The sequence below is a fragment of the Ramlibacter sp. MMS24-I3-19 genome (assembly GCF_050320135.1).
Classification (GTDB): Bacteria; Pseudomonadota; Gammaproteobacteria; order Burkholderiales; family Burkholderiaceae_C; genus Ramlibacter.
Map to the genome: position 1 here is coordinate 2,783,241 of NZ_CP190017.1, position 23,922 is coordinate 2,807,162.

19 protein-coding genes, 1 tRNA gene and 2 pseudogenes are annotated in these 23,922 nt (G+C 69.2%); 15 read left to right on the forward strand and 7 right to left on the reverse strand.

Annotation, left to right across the window (positions count from 1 at the left end; translation table 11 throughout):
- Positions 1-91: 91 nt before the first annotated feature.
- Genes ACPWT1_RS13915 through ACPWT1_RS13925 form a run of 3 tightly spaced genes read right to left on the reverse strand, consistent with a single transcriptional unit; the run spans position 92 to position 2,590 of the window.
- Positions 92-511: an RNA-binding S4 domain-containing protein gene (locus ACPWT1_RS13915; RefSeq protein ID WP_427911767.1), complete on the reverse strand. Its 420-nt coding sequence runs from the start codon at positions 509-511 to the stop codon at positions 92-94.
- A complete protein-coding gene (locus ACPWT1_RS13920) occupies positions 492-1,916 on the reverse strand; it encodes a sensor histidine kinase (protein ID WP_427911768.1) in 1,425 nt (474 codons plus the stop codon). Before ACPWT1_RS13920 ends, ACPWT1_RS13915 begins: the two co-directional genes overlap by 20 nt.
- Complete coding sequence (locus ACPWT1_RS13925) at positions 1,913-2,590, reverse strand: response regulator transcription factor (RefSeq protein WP_427911769.1); 678 nt, start codon at positions 2,588-2,590, stop codon at positions 1,913-1,915. Before ACPWT1_RS13925 ends, ACPWT1_RS13920 begins: the two co-directional genes overlap by 4 nt.
- Before the next feature lie 131 nt (positions 2,591-2,721).
- On the opposite strand from ACPWT1_RS13925, the pseudogene ACPWT1_RS13930 reads away from it, so the two are divergent.
- The 9 genes and pseudogenes from ACPWT1_RS13930 to ACPWT1_RS13970 all read left to right on the forward strand — a co-directional run bounded on the left by ACPWT1_RS13930 (position 2,722) and on the right by ACPWT1_RS13970 (position 12,372).
- A pseudogene (locus ACPWT1_RS13930) lies at positions 2,722-3,680 on the forward strand (Bug family tripartite tricarboxylate transporter substrate binding protein).
- 102 nt (positions 3,681-3,782) lie between these two features.
- Positions 3,783-5,243, forward strand: a complete 1,461-nt coding sequence (locus tag ACPWT1_RS13935) for a sigma-54 interaction domain-containing protein (RefSeq protein ID WP_427911770.1) — start codon at positions 3,783-3,785, stop codon at positions 5,241-5,243.
- Positions 5,244-5,405: 162 nt separating this feature from the next.
- A complete protein-coding gene (locus tag ACPWT1_RS13940; RefSeq protein WP_427911771.1) occupies positions 5,406-6,599 on the forward strand; it encodes a substrate-binding domain-containing protein in 1,194 nt (397 codons plus the stop codon).
- Positions 6,600-6,714: 115 nt separating this feature from the next.
- A complete protein-coding gene (locus ACPWT1_RS13945) occupies positions 6,715-7,485 on the forward strand; it encodes an ABC transporter ATP-binding protein (RefSeq protein WP_427911772.1) in 771 nt (256 codons plus the stop codon).
- Positions 7,482-8,207 (forward strand): ABC transporter ATP-binding protein, encoded by a 726-nt coding sequence (locus ACPWT1_RS13950; RefSeq protein ID WP_427911773.1) that lies wholly within the window; start codon positions 7,482-7,484, stop codon positions 8,205-8,207. Before ACPWT1_RS13945 ends, ACPWT1_RS13950 begins: the two co-directional genes overlap by 4 nt.
- A complete protein-coding gene (locus tag ACPWT1_RS13955; RefSeq protein ID WP_427911774.1) occupies positions 8,204-9,184 on the forward strand; it encodes a branched-chain amino acid ABC transporter permease in 981 nt (326 codons plus the stop codon). Before ACPWT1_RS13950 ends, ACPWT1_RS13955 begins: the two co-directional genes overlap by 4 nt.
- Positions 9,185-9,186: 2 nt before the next feature.
- The gene (locus tag ACPWT1_RS13960; RefSeq protein ID WP_427911775.1) at positions 9,187-10,257 is read left to right on the forward strand and encodes a branched-chain amino acid ABC transporter permease; all 1,071 of its coding nucleotides are present in this window, start codon (positions 9,187-9,189) and stop codon (positions 10,255-10,257) included.
- Between the two features lie 53 nt (positions 10,258-10,310).
- Entirely contained in the window at positions 10,311-11,423 is a 1,113-nt protein-coding gene (locus ACPWT1_RS13965) for an ABC transporter substrate-binding protein (protein ID WP_427911776.1), read from the forward strand.
- Between the two features lie 58 nt (positions 11,424-11,481).
- Positions 11,482-12,372 (forward strand): alpha/beta fold hydrolase, encoded by an 891-nt coding sequence (locus tag ACPWT1_RS13970; RefSeq protein ID WP_427911777.1) that lies wholly within the window; start codon positions 11,482-11,484, stop codon positions 12,370-12,372.
- Here ACPWT1_RS13970 and hemH read toward each other — a convergent pair.
- The gene (hemH, locus tag ACPWT1_RS13975) at positions 12,362-13,468 is read right to left on the reverse strand and encodes a ferrochelatase (protein WP_427911778.1); all 1,107 of its coding nucleotides are present in this window, start codon (positions 13,466-13,468) and stop codon (positions 12,362-12,364) included. The genes ACPWT1_RS13970 and hemH overlap by 11 nt on opposite strands.
- 17 nt (positions 13,469-13,485) lie before the next feature.
- On the opposite strand from hemH, the gene ACPWT1_RS13980 reads away from it, so the two are divergent.
- Positions 13,486-14,178 (forward strand): HAD family hydrolase, encoded by a 693-nt coding sequence (locus ACPWT1_RS13980; RefSeq protein WP_427911779.1) that lies wholly within the window; start codon positions 13,486-13,488, stop codon positions 14,176-14,178.
- On the opposite strand, the gene hpnE is transcribed toward ACPWT1_RS13980, so the two are convergent.
- The 3 genes and pseudogenes from hpnE to hpnC form a co-directional block, all read right to left on the reverse strand.
- A complete protein-coding gene (gene hpnE / locus ACPWT1_RS13985; protein WP_427911780.1) occupies positions 14,150-15,439 on the reverse strand; it encodes a hydroxysqualene dehydroxylase HpnE in 1,290 nt (429 codons plus the stop codon). The genes ACPWT1_RS13980 and hpnE overlap by 29 nt on opposite strands.
- Positions 15,440-15,449: 10 nt before the next feature.
- Positions 15,450-16,289 (reverse strand): presqualene diphosphate synthase HpnD, encoded by an 840-nt coding sequence (hpnD, locus tag ACPWT1_RS13990; protein WP_427911781.1) that lies wholly within the window; start codon positions 16,287-16,289, stop codon positions 15,450-15,452.
- A gap of 10 nt (positions 16,290-16,299) precedes the next feature.
- Positions 16,300-17,156 (reverse strand): annotated as a pseudogene (hpnC, locus tag ACPWT1_RS13995) (squalene synthase HpnC).
- 69 nt (positions 17,157-17,225) lie between these two features.
- On the opposite strand from hpnC, the gene ACPWT1_RS14000 reads away from it, so the two are divergent.
- The 5 genes from ACPWT1_RS14000 (at position 17,226) to clpP (ending at position 23,797) form a co-directional block, all read left to right on the forward strand.
- Positions 17,226-18,389: an efflux RND transporter periplasmic adaptor subunit gene (locus ACPWT1_RS14000; RefSeq protein WP_427911782.1), complete on the forward strand. Its 1,164-nt coding sequence runs from the start codon at positions 17,226-17,228 to the stop codon at positions 18,387-18,389.
- Between the two features lie 7 nt (positions 18,390-18,396).
- Positions 18,397-21,567 carry an efflux RND transporter permease subunit gene (locus ACPWT1_RS14005; RefSeq protein ID WP_427911783.1) on the forward strand — a complete coding sequence of 1,057 codons (3,171 nt, stop codon included), beginning with the start codon at positions 18,397-18,399 and terminating at the stop codon, positions 21,565-21,567.
- Positions 21,568-21,641: 74 nt separating this feature from the next.
- Positions 21,642-21,728: transfer RNA gene (locus tag ACPWT1_RS14010), tRNA-Leu, on the forward strand.
- Positions 21,729-21,756: 28 nt separating this feature from the next.
- Positions 21,757-23,067, forward strand: coding sequence for a trigger factor (gene tig / locus ACPWT1_RS14015; protein ID WP_427911784.1), 1,311 nt, complete (start codon positions 21,757-21,759; stop codon positions 23,065-23,067).
- A gap of 121 nt (positions 23,068-23,188) precedes the next feature.
- Positions 23,189-23,797, forward strand: coding sequence for an ATP-dependent Clp endopeptidase proteolytic subunit ClpP (gene clpP, locus ACPWT1_RS14020; protein WP_427911785.1), 609 nt, complete (start codon positions 23,189-23,191; stop codon positions 23,795-23,797).
- Positions 23,798-23,922 lie beyond the last annotated feature (125 nt).

Genomic DNA, 23,922 nt, shown 5'->3' on the forward strand with positions numbered 1-23,922 from the left:
CCGCGACGATGTCGATCCGGTGACGGGCCGCTGGGTTGCACGCCACAAATGGCTGGGCTCCGACGCTGCCGTGGGAGCCGTCCGACGCGGCTCAGGTCTCGTCGTCGACCGAGGCGCTCCAGCGGTCGCCCCAGCCGCGCTGCGCCTCGTCCAGTTCACGCCGCCCGCGCTTGGTGGGCCGGCCGTGCTCGATGAACGAGGCCGGCTCGCGGGCGAACCGCCGCTGCTGCGCAGCGTCCTCGCGGGCCTTCAGGCTCTCGGGTGTCTCTTCGTACAACTGCTGGGCCACCGGGGCGGGGCCGCGCATGCCGGACAGGCCCTTCACGACGACCGTGCGGGTCAGGGAATCGCGGCGCACGGCCACGGTGTCGCCGACCTTCACCTCGCGTGCGGCCTTGGCCTCCTGGCCGTTCACGTCCACCCGGCCCTTGCCGATCTCCTCGGCTGCCAGGGTGCGCGTCTTGTAGAAGCGCGCACTCCACAGCCACTTGTCAATGCGCAATCTGTCCATCGGCCTCCATTGTCGCCAGCGGCAGCCGGGCCGTGGCATCCAGGCCCGTGACTCGCCTGCCATCCGTGCGGTTGTCGAGGACGAGCGTGCCGCCGAGTGCCTGGACGATGCGGTGGCAGATGGCCAGCCCCAGTCCGGACCCCGTGCGCACGTCGCCCGACGCGAATGGCTGGAAGAGACGCTGGCGCAGCGCCGCATCGATCCCGGGCCCCGCATCCGAGACGGTCAGCGTGCACCAGCGGCCCTCGCGTGCCACGCGCACGGACAGCGGCGCCCCCGGGGCGCTGTGCCGCACGGCGTTGTGCAGCAGGTTGCGCGTGAGCTCGCGCAGCATCCAGTCGTGCGCCTGCACCGGCGCAGGCTCGGTCGCGATCGCGAAGTCGAGGTCGCGTTCGGCCACGAGTGGCGACAGGTCGAGCGCGATATCGCGGGCCACCTGTGCCAGATCGCAGGGGACGGGCACGTCCTGCTGGCGCAGCTGCTCGACCTTCGCCAGGGACAGCATCTGGTTGGCCAGCGCGGTGGCGCGGTCCACCGTCGCATTCAGTTCCACCAGCGCCTGTTGCGGCTCGACGTCCCCGCGCAGCGCCGACTGCACCTGCGTCTTGAGCACCGCGAGCGGCGTGCGCAGCTGGTGCGCGGCATCGCGCACGAACACCTGCTGGTGCTCCAGCAGCTCGGCCAGGCGGCGCATCAGCCCATTGGTCGCCTGCACCAACGGCTCCAGTTCGCGCGGCGCGCGCGGCGCCTCGATCGGCGTGAGGTCGCCTTCGCGTCGTGCCTGCAGTTGCTCCGACAGCCCGCGCACCGGCCGGATCGCGCGCTGCACGACGACCACGACCACCAGTGCGATCACCAGCACCAGCAGGCCTTGGCGCCACAACGCGTCCAGCAGGATCTGGCGCGCGGCGCCGCGGCGCAGCTCCAGTGTCTCGGCCACCTGCACCACCGCCATGCCGCGGCCGCGAGGCGTGGCCACGGGCTGCAGCAGCGCCGCGACGCGCACGTCGTCGCCGCGGAAACGGTCGTCGTAGAACTGCACCAGCGCGGCATACGGCGGACGCGCCGGGATGCTGCCGTGCCAGACGGGCAGGTCGGCGAAGCCCGACACCAGCTCGCCGTGGAGGTTGGACACCCGGTAGAACATGCGCGTGCGGTTGTCCGACTCGAAGGTGTCCAGTGCCGCATAGGGCACGGTGGCGCGCAGGTCGGCGTTCTCGTCGAACCCTTCCACGTCGAGCTGCTCGCCGATCTCCTTGGCCGAGGCCAGCAGCGTGCGGTCATAGGCCGTGTTCAGGGCGGCGAGCGCGGTGCGGTAGAGGCTCACGCCATTCAGCACGATGAGCGCCAGCACCGGCAGCAGGATCCCCACCAGCAGGTAGCGGCGCAGCGACACCTGCGTCATGCGGCCTTGATCAGGTAGCCCAGGCCGCGAAGGGTCATCAGGTTCACGCCGGTGCCGGCGAGCTTCTTGCGCAGGCGGTACACGACCACTTCCACGGCCTCGTACTGCACGTCCTGGTCGCCGGGGAAGACCAGCTCGAACAGCCGCTCCTTGGTCAAGGCGTGGCCCGGCCGCGCCATCAGCGCCTGCAGCAGCGCCGATTCGCGCGGCGTCAGCTCCAGCACCGCATCGCCGCTGTAGACGGCGCCGCTGTCGCGGTCCAGCCGCAGCGCACCCATGCGCAGCTCGCTGGTGCCTGCCTGGTCGCGCGGCGTGGATCGCCGGCGGCCGAGCGCGCGCACGCGCGCCTCCAGTTCGTCGAGGTCGAACGGCTTGGGCAGGTAGTCGTCGGCGCCGGCATTGAGGCCGAGCACGCGGTCGCCGACAGTGCCGCGCGCGGTGAGCAGCAGCACCGGCGTCGCCAGCCCGGCCTGGCGGCCCTGCCTCAGCACGTCCAGCCCGTCGAGGCCGGGCAGCGTGAGGTCCAGCACCAGCACGTCGGGAGGGCGCGCCTGCCAGCGGGCCAGCGCCTCGCGGCCGTCGCCGCACGCGTCCACGGCGAAGCCGCGCCGGTCCAGCGTGCGCTGGAGCGCGGCACGCATGGAGGGGTCATCCTCGACGAGCAGCACGTGCATGGGAAGCGCGAGCGTAGCGGATGCGCTCGCAAGAGGTGCTTTCAGTCGTTTCCAGCCGAAGTGGATGGACAGCGTTTTGACAGGCGCGCCGCCCATCATCACGTCGCCGATCCCGGAACGAGACAAGCGCAATGCGTCGAGACACCTTCCTCAGGAGCATGGCCGCCCTCGCTACCGCCGGGGCGCTGCCGCTCGGGGCCCATGCCGCGGGCGCGGTCAGGATGATGATCCCCGCCACCCCGGGCGGCGGGTGGGATGCCACCGGTCGCGCGCTGGGCAAGGCATTGCAGGACGGTGGCCAGGCCTCGAGCGTCACCTACGACAACAAGGGCGGTGCCGCGGGCGCGCTGGGCCTGGCCCAGTTCGTCAACGCGAGCAAGGGCGACCCGAACGCGTTGATGGTGATGGGCGCCGTCATGCTCGGCGGCATCATCACCGGCAAGCCGCCCGTGAGCCTGTCGCAGGCCACGCCGATTGCGCGCCTCACCAGCGAATACAACGTCTTCGTGCTGCCGGTGAATTCGCCATTCAGGACCATGGGTGACGTGATCGCGCAGTTGAAGAAGGATCCGGGCAGCATCAAGTGGGGCGGCGGCTCGCGCGGTTCCACCGAGCACATCGCCGCGGCCATGATCGCGCAGAAGGTCGGTGTCGACCCGGCCAGGCTCAACTACGTGGCGTTCCGCGGCGGCGGCGAGGCCATCGCCGCGGTTCTCGGCGGCAACATCACCGTCGGCGGCAGCGGCTACAGCGAATTCGCCGAGCAGATCAGGGGCGGCAGGATGAAGCCGATCGCCGTCACCTCGGGCAGCGCCTCAAGGGCATCGACGTGCCGACGCTGAAGGAGCAGGGCATCGACGTCGAGCTCGGCAACTGGCGCGGCGTGTACGGCGCACCCGGCATCGACGACGGGCAGGCTAAGGCGCTCACCGGGATGGTGCTGGCCGCGCTGAAGACGAAGTCCTGGAAGGAAGCGCTCGAGAAGAACGACTGGACGCCGGCAGTGCTGGCCGGCCCCGACTTCGCCAGGTTCGTGGACAGCGAGTTCGCCAGCCTGCGCGCCATCATGGCCAGGTCCGGCATGGCCTGAGGACGATCCGCCGACGCTTCCTCCACGGCGGACAGTGCATGGTTGCGCGAGACCCCGGGGCGCCCCCGATGCGCAATGGGCGGCCCGCCTTACCATCCCCGCATGCCGCGTGACGACAGCCTGCCCCTCGACGGCCAGCGCATCCTGGCCCTGGCGGCCCGTTCGATGTTCGACCTGTTCGCCAATGCGAGCGAGGGCATGCTGCTGGTCGACCGCGAGGGCCGCGTGGTGTGGATCAACGAGCAATACAAGCGCTTCCTGCCGGCGCTGGGCTTCGAGAAGGCGGAGGACTTCGTCGGCCATCCGGTCGCGGAGGTGGTCCAGAACACGCTGATGGACCGCGTCATCCGCACCGGCAAGCCGATCCTGATCGACCTGCTGTCCAACAAGGCGGGCACCTTCGTGGTCAGCCGCATCCCGTTGCGAGACGAGGACGGCCAGGTCATCGGCGCACTGGGCATCGTGCTGTTCGACCATCCCGAGACCACGCTGCAACCCCTGATCCAGAAGTTCGCGCTGCTGCAGCGGGACCTGGACGATGCGCGCCGCGAACTCGCGAGCCAGCGGCGCACCAAGTACACCCTGGCCAGCTTCATCGGCTCCAGTCCAGCGGCGGTCGAGGTGAAGCGGCAGGCGCGCCGGGCAGCGCTCTCGGCGAGCCCCGTGCTGCTGCTGGGCGAGACCGGCACGGGCAAGGAGCTGCTGGCCCACGCGATCCATGCCGCGTCGCCGCGCGCGGCCGGTCCGTTGGTCAGCATCAACATCGCGGCCGTGCCCGACACGCTGCTGGAGGCCGAGTTCTTCGGGGTCGCGCCGGGCGCCTTCACGGGCGCCGACCGAAAGGGGCGCGAGGGCAAGTTCAAGCTTGCCGACGGCGGCACGCTGTTCCTCGACGAAATCGGCGACATGCCGCCGGCGCTGCAACCCAAGCTGCTGCGCGCGCTTCAGGAAGGCGAGATCGAGCCGCTCGGCTCGAACAAGCTGGTCCCGTTCGATGCCCGCGTGATCGCCGCCACGTCGCGCGACCTCGGGGCGCTGGTGCGCGAGGGCAAGTTCCGCGAGGACCTGTACTACCGCCTCAACGTGCTGCCGATCCGGGTGCCGGCGCTGCGCGATCGCCGCGCCGACATCCCGGCGCTGGTGGAGGTGCTCGGGGAGGACATGGCGCTGCGCAACGGCACGCCGCCACCCGAGCTCGCGCCGGACGCGATGGCATTGCTGATGGCGCAGGCCTGGCGCGGCAACATCCGCGAGCTGCGCAACGTGCTGGAGCAGGCCGCGATGCGCAGCGACACCCACCGCATCGACGTGCAGCAGCTGGAGGAGGTGCTGCGCGACGCCGGCATCGAGCGCATCGCGCCCAGGCCCGGCGAGGCAGCGTCACGCGCCGCGGCTTCGTCCCAGCGCCTGCGTCCGCTGGCCGAGCAGGTGGCGCAGGTGGAGCGAGCCGCCATCGACGCCGCGATGGCGGCCACCGGTGGGAACAAGGTGGCCGCGGCGCGGCTGCTGGGCATCTCCCGCGCCAAGCTGTACGAGCGCCTTGGGGTGGTTGAGGGTGCCTGAAATTCGATCAACGTGACTGATAATAAAGCAGCCAATATGCCTTGAATTCGAACACGACGGCGCCGCATCGGCGGAAAAACCGTTTGGAATCAAGGCGCTGGGCCGCTGGCACGCCACCTGCGAAGGTGGACATGGGTTTGCAGACCGACTAGGAGACAAGACATGCAACGTCGCACGTGGGTGGCGCTCGCCGCCCTGACCGCTTCCATCGCGGCCGTCCCGGCTTTCGCGCAGGGCAAGGACCTGAAGATCGCGCACATCTACAGCCGCACCGGCCCGCTGGAGGCGTACGGCAAGCAGACCCAGACGGGCCTGATGATGGGCCTGGAGTACGCCACCGGCGGCACCATGACCGTCAACGGCCGCAAGATCGTCGTGATCGAGAAGGACGACCAGGGCAAGCCCGACCTGGGCAAGTCGCTGCTGGCCACTGCCTACTCGGATGACAAGGTCGACCTGGCGATGGGTCCGACGTCCTCGGGCGTCGCGCTCGCGATGCTGCCCGTGGCCGAGGAGTACAAGAAGATCCTCCTCGTGGAGCCTGCGGTGGCCGACTCCATCACCGGCGAGAAGTGGAACAAGTACATCTTCCGCACCGGCCGCAACAGCTCGCAGGACGCCATCTCCAATGCCGTCGCCGTGGACAAGGACAACGTGTCCATCGCGATGCTGGCGCAGGACTACGCCTTTGGCCGCGACGGCGTGAAGGCGTTCAAGGACGCGCTGAAGAAATCGAAGATCGTCCACGAGGAATACCTGCCGCCGACGACTACCGACTTCACCGCCGGCATCCAGCGCCTGATCGGCGCGCTCAAGGACAAGCCGGGCCGCAAGATCATCGAGGTGGTCTGGGCGGGCGGCACGCCGCCCTTCAACGCACTGGCCGACGCCGACCTGAAGAACCGCTTCGGCATCGAAGTCGCCACCGGCGGCAACATCCTGCCGGCGATGACCGCGTACAAGCGCTTCCCGGGCATGGAAGGTGCGACGTACTACTACTTCGGCATCCCGAAGAACCCGGCCAACGAGGCCATGGTGTCGATGCACTACAAGCAGTTCAAGGCACCGCCGGACTTCTTCACCGCTGGCGGCTTCTCCGCCGGCATGGCGATCGTCACCGCGCTCAAGAAGACCGGCGGCGACGCCGATGCCAACAAGCTGATCGCCGCGATGGAGGGCATGAGCTTCGACACGCCCAAGGGCAAGATGACCTTCCGCAAGGAAGACCACCAGGCCATGCAGAGCATGTACCACTTCAGGATCAAGGTCGACCCGGCGTTCGCCTGGGGCGTGCCCGAGCTCGTGCACGAGATCAAGCCTGAAGAGATGAACGTCCCGATCAAGAACAAGCGATAGGGCGCGCTTCGCGGATGACGATGCCGGCCTGCTTCGCAGCGCCGGTCCTTCTGGATGTCATGACTTCCGAGCCGCCCGCGAGGGACGGTCTGGACCCGCTCACCCCTTCACCGCCATGAGCCGACTCGTCACCGAGGACCTCACCATCCGCTTCGGCGGCCACGTGGCCGTCAACGCGGTGAGCTGCAGCTTCGAGCCGGGCACGCTCACCGCGATCGTCGGGCCGAACGGTGCCGGCAAGACCACCTACTTCAACCTCATCTCGGGCCAGCTGCGGGCGACGGCAGGGCGCGTGAGCCTGGGCGGGCGCGACCTCACCAGCCTGCCGGCGTCGGAGCGCACGCGCGCCGGCCTGGGCCGCGCGTTCCAGCTCACGAACCTCTTCCCGCGCCTGTCAGTGCTGGAGAACGTGCGCCTCGCCGTGCAGGCCGCGCACGAAGGTCCGCACCGCCGCGGCTTGAACCTGTGGAGCGTGTGGAGCGACCACGCGGGGCTGCGGGCGCGGGCCGACGAGATCCTGGCGTCGATCGCGCTGAAGGAGAAGGAGCACGAACTGGTGGCCAACCTGCCGCATGGCGACCAGCGCAAGCTCGAGGTCGCCTTGCTGATGGCGCTGGAGCCGCAGGTCTTCATGTTCGACGAGCCCACGGCGGGCATGAACGCCGCCGAGGCGCCCGTGATCCTGGACCTGATCCGGCGCCTGAAGGCCGACAAGTCCAAGACGATCCTGCTGGTGGAACACAAGATGGACGTGGTGCGCGAACTCGCCGATCGCATCATCGTGCTGCACAACGGCACGCTCGTCGCCGATGGCGAGCCTTCGGAAGTCATCGCCTCTCCCGTAGTTCAAGAAGCCTACCTTGGCGTGAGCAAGGAAGCTGCATGAGCGACAACCTGCTGACGCTCGAAGGCGTGCACACGCACATCGGGGCGTACCACATCCTCCACGGCGTCGACCTCGTGGTGCCGAAGGGGCAACTGACGATGCTGCTCGGACGCAATGGCGCGGGCAAGACCACGACCCTGCGGACCATCATGGGCCTGTGGCGCGCCTCGCAGGGCCGCATCACCTTCGCGGGCCAGGACATCACCGCGCTCCCCACGCCGCGCATCGCGGGCCTGGGCGTGGCCTACGTGCCCGAGAACATGGGCATCTTCGCCGACCTCACGGTGCGCGAGAACATGCTGCTGGCCGCGCGCGACGCCAAGCATGCGGGCCAGTTCGATGACACGCGCCTCAAGTGGATCTTCTCGCTGTTCCCGGCGGTCGAGAAGTTCTGGAACCACCCGGCGGGCAAGCTGTCGGGCGGCCAGAAGCAGATGCTGGCAGTGTCGCGCGCGATCATCGAGCCGCGCGAGCTGCTGGTGATCGACGAGCCGAGCAAGGGCCTCGCGCCGGCCATCATCAACAACATGATCGACGCCTTCGCGCAGCTCAAGGCAAGCGGCGTGACCATCCTGCTCGTCGAACAGAACTTCAATTTCGCCAGGCGGCTGGGCGACACCGTCGCCGTGATGGACAACGGCCGCATCGTGCATGCCGGCTCCATGCGGGCGCTGGCCGAGGACGAACAGTTGCAGCACTCGCTGCTGGGACTGGCGCTATGAACGGAAAAGATCGCGACTGGCTGCCGATGGCGCTGGTGCCGCTGCTCGCGCTGGCGGTGCTGCCCTTCATCGGCTCGGCGTCCACGTGGGTGACGCTCACCGTCGCCGGGCTGGCGATGGGGATGATCATCTTCATCATCGCATCGGGCCTGACGCTGGTGTTCGGCCTGATGGACGTCCTGAACTTCGGCCACGGCGTCTTCATCGCGCTGGGCGCCTTCGTTGCCACCAGCGTGCTGGGAGGCATGGCCGACTGGACCAACTCCGACAGCCTCGTGCGGAACCTGCTGGCGGTGCTGCCGGCGATGCTGGCGGCGATGGCGGTCGCTGCCGCGATCGGGCTTGCCTTCGAACGCTTCATCGTGCGCCCGGTGTACGGCAACCACCTGAAGCAGATCCTGATCACCATGGGCGGCATGATCATCGGCGAGGAGTTGATCAAGGTCGTGTGGGGCCCGCAGCAGATCCCGCTGCCGCTGCCGCTGGGGATGCAGGGCACGCTGCTGCTGGGCGATGCGGCGGTCGAGAAGTACCGCCTGATCGCGGTGGTCGTCGGAATCGCGGTGTTCGCGCTGCTGCTGTGGACGCTCACGCGCACCAAGCTCGGCCTGCTGATCCGCGCGGGCGTGCAGGACCGCGAGATGGTGGAGTCGCTCGGCTACCGCATCCACCTGCTGTTCATCGGGGTGTTCGTCGCCGGCAGCGCGCTGGCGGGCCTGGGTGGCGTGATGTGGGGCCTGTACCAGCAGAACGTCGTGCCGCAGATGGGCGCCCAGGTCAACGTGCTGATCTTCATCGTGCTGATCATCGGCGGCCTCGGTTCCACCACTGGCGCGCTGATCGGCGCATTGCTCGTCGGGCTGATGGCCAACTACACCGGTTTCCTGGTGCCCAAGATGGCGCTGTTCTCCAACATCCTGCTGATGATGGCCATCCTGCTGTGGCGTCCGCAGGGCGTCTATGCGTTGAGTCGCTGAGCATGTTGTCCCGCCTGCTGTCGAATGATTACCCGCGCAACCGCGTGCTCGCGGTGTTGCTGGTCGCGTTGCTGGTCGCCCTGGCCCTCACGCCCTTCGTGTTTCCGGGCGTGAAGGCGCTCAATGTGGCGGCCAAGGTGCTGGTGTTCACCGTGCTGGTCGCCAGCTTCGACCTGCTGCTCGGCTACACGGGCATCGTGAGCTTCGCGCAGACGATGTTCTTCGGCATCGGCGCCTACGGCGTGGCGATCGCGTTCACCCGCCTGGGCGCCGGCTGGGGCGCGCTGGCCGTCGGCATCGCCGCGGCGCTCGCGCTGTCCTTCCTGCTTGCGCTGGCCATCGGCCTGTTCTCGCTGCGGGTGCGGGCGATCTTCTTCTCGATGATCACGCTGGCTTTCGCGGCGGCGTTCCAGACGCTCGCGTCGCAGCTGTCGGACTTCACCGGCGGCGAGGACGGGCTGACATTCAAGGTGCCCGAGGTGCTGTCGCCTGCGTTCGAGTTCCAGCTGTTCGGCCGCGACATGGACGGCCGCCTGCTCTGCTACTACCTGCTGTTCGTGACGGCACTGGTGCTCGTGCTCGCGCTGCTGCGCATCGTCAACTCGCCCTTCGGCCGCGTGCTGCAGGCGATCCGGGAGAACGAGTTTCGCGCCGAGGCGATCGGCTACCGCGTGGTGGTGTTCCGCACCACCTCCGCGATCCTGTCGGCACTGTTCGCCACGCTGTCTGGCGCCATGCTGGCGCTCTGGCTGCGCTACAACGGTCCGGACACGTCGCTGTCCTTCGAGGTGATGCTCGACGTGCTGCTGATCGTCGTGATCGGCGGGATGGGCACGATCTATGGCGCCGCCATCGGCGCCGGCCTCTTCATCGTGGCCCAGAGCTACCTGCAGGACCTGCTGAAGCTGGGCAGCGACGCGACCTCGGGCCTGCCCTGGCTGTCCGCGCTGCTGTCGCCGGACCGCTGGCTGCTGTGGCTCGGCTTGCTGTTCGTGCTGTCCGTGTATTACTTCCCGACGGGCATCGTCGGCCGGCTGCGCGCGATGACGACCGCGGCCCGGCGGCCGCGCTGACCCACCCATATGACGGCGGCCGATCGCGAGCCGCCGCACCGGAGACAACACCCGTGCCTTCCTGGATCACCCGCCGCTCCCTTGCCCTGCTGGCCGCCTGCGCGATGTCTTCGCTGGCCGCGACGCCGGCCCGCGCCGACATGGTGATCGGGCAGGTGGCGCCACTCACCGGCGTGCTGGCCACCACCGGCCAGCAGATGGTGCTGGGCGGCAAGCTGTACTTCGACAGCGTCAATGCGCACGGCGGGGTGAACGGGCAGTCGCTGAAGGTCGTCGTCGTGGACGACGGCTACAAGGTCGACGAGACGGTGCGCAGGACTCGCGAGCTCGTCGCGCGGCCCGACGTGGTGGCGCTGTTCGGCTTCGCGGGCACCGCCAACATCGGCCAACTGCTGGCCGACAAGGTGCTGGAGGAAGGCGGCATCGCACTGGTGGCCCCCTACACCGGCGGCGAGTCGCTTCGCTCGCCGTTCAACCCGTGGATCTTCCACCTGCGAGCCGGCTATGGCGACGAGGCCGAGCACATGGTGCAGCAGCTCACGACGCTGGGAACGACGCGGGTCGCGGTGGTGTACCAGGACGATGGCTTCGGCAAGGCGGGCCTTGCCGGGGTCCAGGCGGCCTTGGCGCGGCGCAACCTGAAGCTCGCGGCGGCGGCGCCGTACGAGCGCAACACCGACAAGGTGGGGCCCGCCGTCGAGGCGATCCGGGCCGCGGAGCCGCAGGCGGTGATCATGATCGCCGTCAACAAGCCCGCGGGTGCCTTCATCAAGCAGTACCGCGAAGCGGGCGGTGGCGCGCAGCTGTACAACATCTCGGTCGTCGATCCGGCGGAGCTGGTGAAGATCGCCGGCGTGCAGAACGCGCACGGCCTGGGCATCTCGCAGGTGGTGCCGTACCCGTACACGCCGAACCTGCCCGTGATCCGCGAATACCAGGAGGCGCTCAAGCGCTTCGCGCCCGGCGAGGCCCCCAACTACACCAGCTTCGAGGAGTTCCTCGGTGCCAAGGTGCTGGTGGAGGGCCTGCGCCGCGCCGGCCGCGTCCCACGCGCGCGCAGGTGCTCAAGGCGCTGGAAAGCCTCACTGCCTTCGACCTCGGGGGCATCACCGTCCACTACGCGCCCGACAACCGCGTCGGCTCGCGCTTCGTCGAAGTCACCGTGATCGGCAGTTCGGGCAAGCTCCTGAAGTAGCCGGCACACCTCCCCTCCAAGAGGCAGCCATGTCGCCCACATCGCATTACGCCACCTGCGCCGGCCGCGAGATCCACTATGTGCAGTGGGGCCAGGGTCCGGCCACCGTGATCGCCTGGCACGGGCTCGCGCGCACTGGCCGCGACATGGACGAACTGGCGGAGCACCTGGCGGGTCGCTACCGCGTGGTCTGCCCCGACACCATCGGCCGCGGCTTCTCGCAGTGGAGCCCGGATCCGGGCACCGAATACACGCTGGCCTTCTACGCCCGCATCGCCGCCGACCTGATGGATGCGGTCGGCATCGACACTGCGCACTGGGTCGGCACCTCGATGGGCGGCGCCATCGGCACCGTGTGCGCGGGCGGCATCGCGCAGCCGCGACTGAAGGGCCGCATCAAGAGCCTGGTGTTGAACGACAACGCGCCGATGCTGGCGCAACCGGCGCTGGAGCGCATCAAGGCCTATGCCGGCAATCCGCCCGCCTTCGCGACCATCGCGGATCTCGAGGCGTTCTTCCGCCAGGTGTACCGCCCGTACGGCTGGCTCTCCGACGCGCAGTGGCGCCGTCTCACCGAGACCTCCACCCGCCGCCTGCCCGATGGCCGCGTGACCCCGCACTACGACCCGGCGATGGTGCGGCAGTTCATCGACCATCCGCACGACTACGAGCTGTGGGCGCACTACGACCGCATCGACGTGCCGGTGCTGTGCCTGCGCGGCGCCGACTCCGACCTGGTGCTGCGCGAGACCACGGCCGAGATGCTCACCCGCGGTCCTGGCGCCCGCGGGCTGGCGAAGGTGGTGGAGATCCCCGGATGCGGCCATGCGCCGGCGCTGAACGTGCCGGAGCAGCTGGACCTGGTGGCCGGGTTCATCGACGGCTGCGAGCAGGGCGCCCGCGCCCGCGTCAGCGGCTAGCGCCGAGGGCGGTCGCGCGCTCGCGCGAAGCCGCCAGCTCCTCGCGCGGCGGAACTTCGCGCGTCGACCACCCGCCCATGTGCGCGCCGGCGATACCGGCCAGCGCCTGGATCCAGGCCGGGTCGGCATTGAGGCAGGGGATGTAGTGGAACGCCTGGCCGCCGCTGGTGAGGAACGCGTCGCGGCCTTCCTGCGCGATCTCCTCCAGCGTCTCCAGGCAGTCGCTGGTGAAACCCGGGCAGGCAACGTCCACCCGCTTCACGCCCCTGCGGGCCAGTGCGCGCAGCGTCGGTTCGGTGTACGGCTCCAGCCACTTCGCCTTGCCGAAGCGCGACTGGAACGAGACCGTGTACTGCCCGGCCTGCAGGCCGAGCCGGCCAGCCACGAGGCGCGCCGTTTTCTGGCACTCGCAGTGGTAAGGGTCACCGAGGCGCAGGGTGCGTTCGGGCACGCCATGGAAGCTCATCACGAAGTGGTCCGGCTGACCGTGCTCGCGCCAGTGGCGCTGGACCGAGCGCACCAGTGCGTCGATGTAGCCGTCGTCGTCGTGGTAGCGGTTCACGAACCGCAGTTCCGGCACGTGGCGGATGCGGCGGCTCCAGGCCGAGACCTCGTCGAGCAGGCTCGCCGTGGTCGTGCCCGAGTACTGCGGATAGGCACTGAGCACGAGGATGCGCGTGGCGCCGTCGGCCTTCAGTGCGTCGAGCTGCGAAGGGATGGACGGGTGGCCATAGCGCATCGCGTAGCGCACCTTCACGCCGCGGTGTCCCGCCTCGCCGATCGCGCCTTGCAGCAGCTTGGCCTGGCGCTCCGTCCACACCTTCAGCGGCGAGCCCTCGGGCGTCCAGATGCTGGCGTACTTGGCGGCCGACTTGCGGGCACGCAGCGGCAGGATCACGCCAAGCAGCAGCGGGAGCCACAGCGCGCGCGGGATTTCCACGACGCGCGGATCGGCGAGGAACTGCCGCAGGTAGCGCCGCACCGCCGTCGCGGTCGGCGCCTCGGGGGTGCCGAGGTTGCACAGCAGCACGCCGGTGGCTGGCGGCTGGCCATGGGTGAATGGCGGTTCCGTCTGATAGGGCAGGGCCGAAGGCATCCGGTATTCTCGCCTGCATGCTGCAGACCTCGAGGGTGAAGGCGATCACGCTGGACCTGGACGACACCCTGTGGCCGATCTGGCCCACCATCGAACGCGCGGAACGCGTGCTGCACGCGTGGCTCGCGGAGCATGCGCCCATGACCGCGGCGCTGTTCGCCAATCCGGCGGCGCTGCGCGAGATCCGCAACCACGTGGCCGACCAGCGCCCGGAGTTCAAGCATGACCTGAGCGCGGTGCGCCGCGAGTCGATCCGCCTGGCGCTGTACCGCGCCGGCGAGGATCCGCTGCTGGCCGAGCCTGCCTTCGATGCCTTCTTCGCCGCGCGCCAGCAGGTGGACCTGTTCGACGACGCGCGGCCCGCCCTCGAGTTCCTTGCGCAGCGCTTTCCGCTGGTGTCCTTGTCCAACGGCAATGCGGACCTCGAGCGGGTCGGCATCGGCCGCTACTTCCGTGCCGCGGTCTCGGCGCGTGAGTTCGGTGTCGGCAAGCCGGACGCGCGCATCTTCCTGGCCGCGGCCGGCGCGGCCGACGTGCCGGCGGAACACGTGCTGCACATCGGCGACGACGCGACGCTGGATGTCATGGGCGCCATGAACGCGGGCATGCAGGCCGTCTGGCTGAACCGGGCCGACCACCACTGGCCGCACGAGCAGCAGCCGGACGTGACGGTGCGCGACCTCAGCGAGCTGTGCGCGCTGCTGGCGTGAGCGCCGCGACCGCCGCCTGGCCAGCGCGCACCGCGCCTTCGAGCGTCGCAGGGTAGGGACCCTCGACGTAGTCGCCGCAGGCCACCAGGCCAGGCGCGATGGCCATCGGCGGTCGTTGCAGCCCCGGCGTGCAGGCGAAGGTCGCGCGCTTCTCGAGCACGGTGCGCAGCGGCTGCACGTGGTGGCCGAGCGCGGCGGCCTGGCGCAGCACCTGCGCTTCCAGCGTGGCGGTGTCGCCCCGGCTCGCGCTGGCCACCCAGGCCAGCAGGCCGGCCGGACCACCCAGCAGCGACCGGTCGAAGACGAATTGCGCGGGCGCTTCGGCGTCGCTGCGCAGGGCCAGCATGGGCGATGGCAGGTGCGTTCCACCCGTGGTGTAGACGGTGGCGATGGCTTCGTAGGTGAGCGATTGCGCGCGGACGATCCAGTCGCTCGCGTCGATGGCTGCGCCTGCAACAAGGCGCTGGGCCTCGGAGCTGGGGCAGGCGAGCACGATCGCATCGAAAGGCTCGCCGTCGACCAGCCATGCCTGGCCCTGCGGCGCGATGGCCTGCACGCGGCGGCCCGCGCGGACATCGGCCCCCTCGTCCGCGAGCCAGCCGGTTGCGGCGGAGGGCAGCAGCTGGCCGAGATCAGCCCGTGGCAGCAGCAGGTTCGAAGGTGCCCAACCGCCCTGCGCCGGCGCGAACAGCGCATCGCGCAGCACGCGCAGGAACACCTGGGCGCTGGCCCGGTCCGCCGGCGTGTTGAGCGCCGCGACGCAGAGCGGCTCGATCAGTTCGCGCATCACCGCGGGACGCAGGCCTGCGCACAGTGCGGCGACGGTCAGAAGCGGATCGCTGTCGAAGCGGCGCCGTCGCCAGGCCGCTGCATGGCGCAGCAGCGACAGCTTGTCCCGCCATGACCAGCCGCGGGCCGTGGCGATCCCCCATGCCGCGTCGAAGGGCGCGGGCCAGTGCGGCAAGGTGAGGCCGCTTCCGTCGGGAAAGCGCAGGGTGAGCGGAAGTCGCAGCAGCACCTGCGCCGGATCCACGCCCACCTGCCGCATCAGCGCGAGCGTTTCGCTGTAGGCGCCGATCAGGATGTGCTGGCCGTTGTCCAGCAGCGTTTCGCGACCGTCTGGCAGCGTGACTGCCAGGCTGCGCGCACGACCGCCGAATTGGCGCGCGGCTTCGAACAGGGTCACTGCGTGACCGGCCTTCGTGCCCGCGACTGCGGCGGACAGCCCGGCCCAGCCGCCTCCCACGACGGCGAGCTTCACCGCTTCGCCCTCACATGCGGCCCAGCGCCTGGACCTTCCAGGCCAGCCAGAACTTGCGCAGCGGCGTGAGGCTCACGCGCTGGTGCAGCACCTGGAAGCCGTCCCGCTCGATCTCGCGCAGCAGCGTGCGATAGATGCTGGCCATCATCAGCCCCGGTTTCTGGCTGCGGCGATCCTCGGCCGGGAGCAGCGCGAGCGCTTCGTCGTAGAGGCGGTGCGCGCGGTCGGCCTGGAACTGCATCAGCGCGCGGAAGCGGTCCGAGTAGGTGCGGCTGGTGATCTCGTGCGCCTTGACGTCGAACTGCTGCAGCTCGTTGACGGGCAGGTAGATGCGGCCCCTGATCGCATCCTCGCCCACGTCGCGAATGATGTTCGTCAGCTGGAAGGCCAGGCCCAGCTTGTGCGCGTACTCGGTCGTCTGCGCCTGCGTCTGGCCGAAGATGCGGGCCGACACTTCGCCCACGACCCCGGCCACGAGATGGCAGTAGCGCTGCAGGGACGGGAAGTCGAGATAGCGCGTCTGCGTGAGGTCCATCCGGCAGCCTTCCACCACGGCCTGCAGCTGGCGCTCCTCGAGCCCGAAGGCCGGCACGGCGGGCATCAACGCGCGCATCACGGGGTGCTGCGGCTGGCCGGCGAAGGCGCGAGCGACTTCGGTGTTCCACCAGGCCAGCTTGGTCTGTGCGATGCCCGGATCGGACACCTCGTCGACCACGTCATCCACCTCGCGGCAGAACGCGTAGAACGCAGTGATCGCCTCGCGGCGCGGCTTGGGCAGGAAGAGGAAGGCGTAGTAGAAGCTGCTGCCGGATGCTGCCGCCTTCTCCTGGACGTATTGCTCCGGGGTCATGCGCCGATTGTCACATCCGCGCCGCGCGCCACAGCACGGGCAGGGCGTCGAACGCGCCGATGGTGGGCCGCGCATGCAGCGTGTCGTGCCCCAGCGCCGCGATCTTGTCCAGGATCCGCAGGCCGCCCTGGACGACGCCGCGCAGCTCCCAGCCTGCGCGACCCGGCACGCGATGCACCAGCGGGCTGCCGGCGAGCATCAGGCTGCGTGCCCAGGCGCACTCGGTTCCCAGCAGCGCGCGTCGTGCCGCGGGCATGGCCGCGGCGGGATCACGTGGATCCACGCCGTGCTCGCGGCAGTCGGTGTCGGGCAGGTAGCGGCGGCCGCGCGCGAGATCGCGGCCCAGGTCCTGCCAGAAGTTGATCAACTGCAGCGCGGTGCAGACTTGGTCGCTCCGCGCGAGCGACTGCGCATCGCCGACGCCATAGAGGTGCAGCAGCAGGCGACCCACCGGATTGGCGGAGCGGCGGCAATAGTCCAGCAGCTCGGCGCGGTCCGCGTACCCGGTCCGGTCGCGGGTCTTCACCACGTCCTGCTCGAACGCCGAGAGCAGGTCCTCGAGCGGTCCCGCCGGCAGGTCATGGGTGTGCATCGCCTGTGCGAGGGGGCCGAACACGGCGGGCCAGCGCGTGCTTTCCGCGGCCCCGGACTTGCAGGCGCGCAGGCATTGCCGATAGTGGGCGAGATCGGCCAGGCGCACTTCCGGCGTCGCGTCGCCCTCGTCGGCGATGTCGTCGGCGGTGCGGGCGAACCAGTAGATGGCGGCGATGGGGGCGCGGAGCCGGGGGGGCAGAGCCACGACGCGACCGGGAAGTTCTCGTAATGGTCGACGCGCCGCGCGTGCGGATGAGGTGTCACCCCCGGGATTGTCCTTGACGAATCGGCGGCCCATGTTAGATTACTAACCAGTCAGTCATTAAGACCTCGCCTCCTTCCATGACTCAGCCAGCCCCCAGCCGTACAGCGGCTCCCGTTGCCATCGCCGTCACGCTCGCCGTCGCCCTTCTCGGCGGCTGTTCCAAACCCGAGCCGGCGCCCGAGCCGGTGCGCTCGGTGAAGGTGCTGACGGTTGCGCCCAGTGCGTACCAGTCCACCCGCGAGTTCTCGGGTGAGGTGCGGCCACGGATCGAGTCCCGCCTCGGGTTTCGCGTGGCGGGCAAGATCGTGCGGCGCCAGGCCGAGGCGGGGCAGTGGGTCAAGCCTGGCGACGTGCTGGCCCAGGTCGACCCGCAGGACTATCGGCTGGCAGCGCAGGCGGCCCAAGCCCAGGTGGCGGCGGCGCAGACCAACCGCGACCTCGCGGCCGCCGACTACCAGCGCTACTCGCGGCTGAAGGACCAGAACTTCATCAGTGGCGCCGAGCTCGAGCGACGCGACACCACCCTGAAGGCCGCGCAGGCGCAACTGCGGCAGGCGCAGGCGCAGCTCGCCACGCAGAGCAACCAGGCGCGCTACACCAACCTGGTGGCGGACGTCCCCGGCGTGATCACGGCCATCGAGGCCGAGCCGGGCCAGGTGGTCACCGCCGGGATGCCGGTCGTGCGCATCGCCCAGGACGGGCCGCGCGACGTCGTGTTCTCCGTGCCCGAGGACAAGATCGCCGCCATCCGTGTCGGCACGCCGGTGGCCGTGCGCATCTGGTCCGGCGGCAGCTTCGACGGCAAGGTGCGCGAGGTTGGCGCGAGCGCCGATCCGGTCACTCGCACGTTCACCGTGAAGGTCGGTCTCGAGGGGGCCGACCAGCCGCCGCTGGGCACCACGGCCTATGTCTCGCCGCAAGGGCTGAGCCTGGCCGGCGCGGCGGTCATCAAGCTGCCCACCAGCGCGCTGCGGCAGGATGGGAAGGACACCGCCGTGTGGGTTCTGGACAAGCCGAGCATGACCGTGCGCTCGCAGCCGGTGCAGATCGCGACCGCCGACGGCAACGAAGCCGTGATTGCCGGCGGACTGCAGCCCGGCATGACGGTGGTCGCCGCCGGCGTGCACGTGCTGTCGCCAGGGCAGAAGGTGCGCATCTGGGAGGACCGCACGTCCGGTTCCAACGCGATGGGCGCTGGCTCGGCGCGGCCCGCTTCCGTCGAGCCCGTCGCCAGCAGGTGAGGCGGCGATGAGCGACGAGCAGGCCGGCAACACCGGCTTCAATCTCTCGCGCTGGGCGCTGGAGCACCCGGCACTGACGCGCTACCTGATGGTGGTGCTGATGGTGCTGGGGCTGGCGGCGTACTTCCAGCTGGGACAGGACGAGGACCCGCCGTTCACGTTCCGTGCGATGGTCGTGCGCACCTACTGGCCCGGCGCGACGGCGCAGCAGGTGGCCGAGCAGGTCACCGACAAGGTGGAGCGCACGCTGCAGGAGGTGCCGTACGCGGACAAGATCCGCAGCTACTCCAAGCCGGGCGAGTCGCAGATCATCTTCCAGATCAAGGACTCGTCGAAGCCGGGCGACGTGCCCAACGTCTGGTACACGGTGCGCAAGAAGATCGGCGACATCCGCGCCACGCTGCCCGCGGGCGTGCAGGGACCGTTCTTCAACGACGATTTCGGCGACGTCTACGGCGTGATCTACGCGCTGGAGGGCGACGGCTTCAGCTATGCCGAGCTCAAGACCTTCGCCGACGACGTGCGCCAGCAGCTGCTGCGCGTGCAGGACGTCGCGAAGGTCGAGCTGTTCGGGGTGCAGGACGAGAAGCTCTATGTCGAGATCTCGCAGAAGCGCCTGGCGCAGCTCGGGCTGGACATGCAGCAGGTGCTCGCGCAACTGGGGCAGCAGAACGCGGTCGAGTCCGCCGGCGCCGTGCAGACGCCGCTGGACGTCGTGCAGGTGCGGGTGGGCGGGCAGTTCCAGGCCGTGGACCAGCTCGCCGCGATGCCGGTGCGCGGCAGCTCGGGCAACCAGCTGCGGCTCGGCGACATCGCCGACATCCACCGCGGCTACGTCGATCCGCCGCAGGTGAAGGTGCGGCATGACGGCAAGGAAGTGATCGCGCTGGGTGTGTCGATGGCCAAGGGTGGCGACATCATCGAGCTGGGCAAGTCGTTGAAGACGGCGTTCCATCGCATCGAGGACGGCCTGCCGGCCGGCGTGCGGCTGGTGCAGGTGCAGGACCAGCCGAAGGCCGTGGCGTCCTCGGTCAACGAGTTCGTGCACACCCTGGTGGAAGCCGTGGTGATCGTGCTCGCGGTGAGCTTCCTCGCGCTGGGCTTCCACAAGCGCCCCGAGGCCGCGGCCCTGCCGCTGTGGAAGCGCTACTACGTCGACATGCGCCCGGGCCTGGTGGTGGGCATCACGATTCCATTGGTGCTGGCCGTCACGTTCCTGGCGATGCAGTACTGGGGCATCGGGCTGCACAAGATCTCGCTGGGGTCGCTGATCATCGCGCTCGGGTTGCTGGTGGACGATGCCATCATCGCGGTCGAGATGATGGTGCGGAAGATGGAGGAGGGCTACGACAAGGTGCGGGCCGCCACCTTCGCCTACGACGTGACCGCGATGCCGATGCTCACCGGCACGCTGATCACGGCCACCGGATTCCTGCCCATCGGCCTGGCGAAGTCGACGGTGGGCGAGTACACGTTCGCGATATTCGCGGTGACGGTGATCGCGCTGGTGATCAGCTGGTTCTGCTCGGTGTATTTCGTGCCGTACCTGGGCACGCTGCTGCTCAAACCGAAGCCGGTCACGGGCGACCACCACGAGCACTTCGACACGCCGTTCTACCGGTACTTCCGGCGCACCGTCGACTGGTGCGTGGGGCATCGCTGGATCACAATCGGCCTGACGCTGCTGGTGTTCGCGCTCGGCATCGCCGGCATGGGCAAGGTGCAGCAGCAGTTCTTCCCCGACTCGAGCCGGCCCGAGATCCTGGTCGACATCTGGTTCCCCGAGGGCACGTCCTTCGCCGCCAACGAGGACGTCGCGAAGAAGGTCGAGCAGCGCCTGCTGAAGGAGCCGGGCGTCGTCGGCGTGAGCACCTGGGTGGGCTCGGGCGTGCCGCGGTTCTACCTGCCGCTGGACCAGGTGTTCCCGCAGACCAACGTGTCGCAGTTCATCGTGCAGCCGCGCGACCTGCACCTGCGCGAGTCGCTGCGCGTGCGCCTGCCCGATCTGCTGGCCACCGAGTTTCCGGAGGTGCGTGGCCGCGTGAAGCTGCTGCCCAACGGGCCGCCGGTGCCGTACCCGGTGCAGTTCCGCGTGATGGGGCCCGACCCCGGCGCGCTGCGTGCGCGCGCGGACGAAGTGAAGGCCGCGATGCGCGCCAGCCCGAATACGCGCGGCGTGAACGACAACTGGAACGAGTCGGTGAAGGTGCTGCGGCTCGATGTCGACCAGGCCAAGGCGCGCGCACTCGGTGTCACCAGCCAGTCGATCGCGCAGGCCTCGCGCACCATCCTCGCCGGCACCACGGTCGGCCAGTACCGCGAAGCCGACAAGCTGATCGACATCGTGCTGCGCCAGCCCCTGGACGAACGCAACGCGATCACCGACATCGGCAACGCCTACCTGCCCACGGCGTCGGGCAAGTCGATTCCGCTGACGCAGATCGCCAGGCCGGTGTTCACCTGGGAGCCGGGCGTGATGTGGCGGGAGAACCGCGACTACGCGATCACGGTGCAGTCGGACATCGTCGAGGGCCTGCAGGGAGCCACGGTGACGGACGAACTGCTGCCGGCACTGAAGAAGCTCGAGGCAAGCTGGCCCGCGGGCTACCGCATCGAGGTGGCGGGCGCGGTGGAGGAGAGCTCCAAGGGCTCGTCCTCGATCGCCACGGGCGTGCCGATCATGCTGTTCATCACCTTCACGCTGCTGATGCTGCAGCTGCACAGCTTCAGCCGCTCGGTGCTGGTGTTCCTGACCGGTCCGCTGGGAATCGCGGGCGTCGCGGGCGCGCTGCTGGTGCTCGATCGGCCGTTCGGCTTCGTGGCGCTGCTGGGCGTGATCGCGCTCATGGGGATGATCCAGCGCAACTCGGTGATCCTGATCGACCAGATCGAGCAGGATCGCGCGCGCGGCGTGCCGGCCTGGGATGCCATCGTCGAATCGGCGGTGCGCCGGCTGCGGCCGATCGTGCTGACCGCCGCAGCCGCGGTGCTCGCGATGATTCCGCTCTCGCGGTCCGTGTTCTGGGGGCCCATGGCCGTGGCCATCATGGGTGGCCTGGTGGTCGCCACCGTGCTCACGCTGCTGGCCTTGCCGGCGATGTACGCGGCGTGGTTCCGCGTGCGGCGCGAAGAGGTGCCGCCGAGCCCGGCCGCGCTGCCGCAACCGCGTCCCGCGTAGGGCTTAAAATCCCGGGCTGACCGGAATTCGGGCGGGCGGCCAGCACTGCGGGCCGCCCGCCCTGCTTTTGGACCGCGCGGGTGGCGAAATTGGTAGACGCACCAGGTTTAGGTCCTGACGCCTTCACGGGCGTGTCGGTTCGAGTCCGACCCCGCGCACCACAGAACACCCATCGCAAGAGAGACCACCATGGCCGTGACCGTTGAAACCCTCGACAAGCTCGAACGCAAGATCACCCTGACGCTGCCCGTCAACGTGATCCAGTCCGAGGTCGACTCCCGCCTCAAGCGCCTGGCGCGCACCGTCAAGATGGACGGCTTCCGCCCGGGCAAGGTGCCGATCAACGTCGTGGCCCAGCGCTATGGCTACTCGGTGCAGTACGAGGTGATGAACGACAAGGTGGGCGAGGCGTTCGCGCAGGCGGCCAACGAGGCCAAGCTGCGCGTCGCCGGCCAGCCGAAGATCACCGAGAAGCAGGAAGCGCCCGAAGGCCAGCTCGCGTTCGACGCCGTGTTCGAGGTGTTCCCCGAGGTGCAGATCGGCGACCTGTCCACGGCCGAGGTGGAGCGCCTGTCCTCGCAGGTCAGCGAGGCGGCGATCGACAAGACGCTGGACATCCTGCGCAAGCAGCGCCGCACCTTCGCCCAGCGCGCGCAGGATGCCGCGGCGCAGGACGGCGACCGCGTGACCGTCGACTTCGAAGGCAAGATCGACGGCGAGCCGTTCCAGGGCGGCAAGGCCGAGGACTTCCAGTTCCTGGTCGGCGAAGGCCAGATGCTCAAGGAGTTCGAGGACGCGGTGCGTGGCATGAAGGCCGGCGAGAGCAAGACCTTCCCGCTGGCGTTCCCGGCGGACTACCACGGCAAGGACGTTGCCGGGAAGACCGCCGACTTCATGGTCACCGTGAAGAAGATCGAAGCGGCGCACCTGCCCGCGGTGGACGAGCAGCTGGCCAAGTCGCTCGGCATCGCCGACGGCACGGTGGACGCGCTGCGCGCCGACATCAAGAAGAACCTCGAGCGCGAGGTGAAATTCCGCCTGCAGTCGCGCAACAAGCAGGCCGCGCTCGACGCGCTGGTCGGCAAGGCCGAGCTGGACCTGCCCAAGAGCAGCGTGCAGGCCGAGATCGACCGCATGATCGAGAGCCAGCGCGCCGAGCTGAAGCAGCGCGGCCTGAAGGACGTCGAGAAGCTGCCGATCCCCGAGGACATCGTGCGTCCGCAGGCCGAGCGCCGCGTGCGCCTGGGCCTCGTGGTGGCCGAGCTGGTGCGCGCCAACAACCTGCAGGCCAAGCCGGAGCAGGTCCGCTCGCACGTGGAAGAGCTGGCCGCCAGCTACGAGAAGCCGGCCGACGTCGTGCGCTGGTACTACAGCGACAACCGCCGCCTGGCCGAAGTGGAAGCGGTGGTCATCGAGAACAACGTCACGGAGTTCGTGCTGTCCAAGGTGCAGGTGAAGGACAAGGAGATGTCCTTCGACGACCTGATGGGCCAGGGCTGATTGGCGACCTGCCCGGTCGGGCAGCAGGGAAGCGGGGTTCGCGCGCGGGACTTGCAGTCCTGCGCCCGGGCCCCATCTCTTTTTTGGCTACAGTCACCCCCGAACGGACGAAAAGATTTTCATGAGCGCACTTGAGACCCAGGCCCTCGGCATGATCCCGATGGTCATCGAGCAGTCCGGCCGCGGCGAGCGGTCGTACGACATCTATTCGCGCCTGCTGCGCGAGCGCGTGGTGTTCCTGGTGGGCCCCGTGAACGACCAGACCGCCAACCTGGTGGTCGCGCAGCTGCTGTTCCTGGAGAGCGAGAACCCCGACAAGGACATCTCGTTCTACATCAACTCCCCTGGCGGCAGCGTGAGCGCCGGCATGGCGATCTACGACACCATGAACTTCATCAAGCCCGACGTGTCGACGCTGTGCACCGGCATGGCGGCGAGCATGGGCGCTTTCCTGCTGGCCGCGGGCGCGAAGGGCAAGCGGTTCTCGCTGCCCAATTCCAAGATCATGATCCACCAGCCGCTTGGCGGCATGCAGGGCCAGGCTTCGGACATCGAGATCCACGCCAACGAGATCCTGAAGACCCGCGCCACCCTGAACAAGATCCTGGCCGAGAAGACGGGCCAGCCGCTCGAGCGCATCGAGCGCGACACCGAGCGCGACTACTTCCTGTCCGCTGACGAGGCACGTGACTACGGCCTCGTCGACCAGGTGATCGCGAAGCGTCCCTGACGCGTTGAACCCCCATCGGCCGGGCCGGTCGAAACATCCGGTTGCGGCACAACAACGGCGTCTCCTCCGACAGGGGGCGCCGTTGGGTCTTTGGGTATCATTGATTTTCCAGTCGGAGAGGCAGC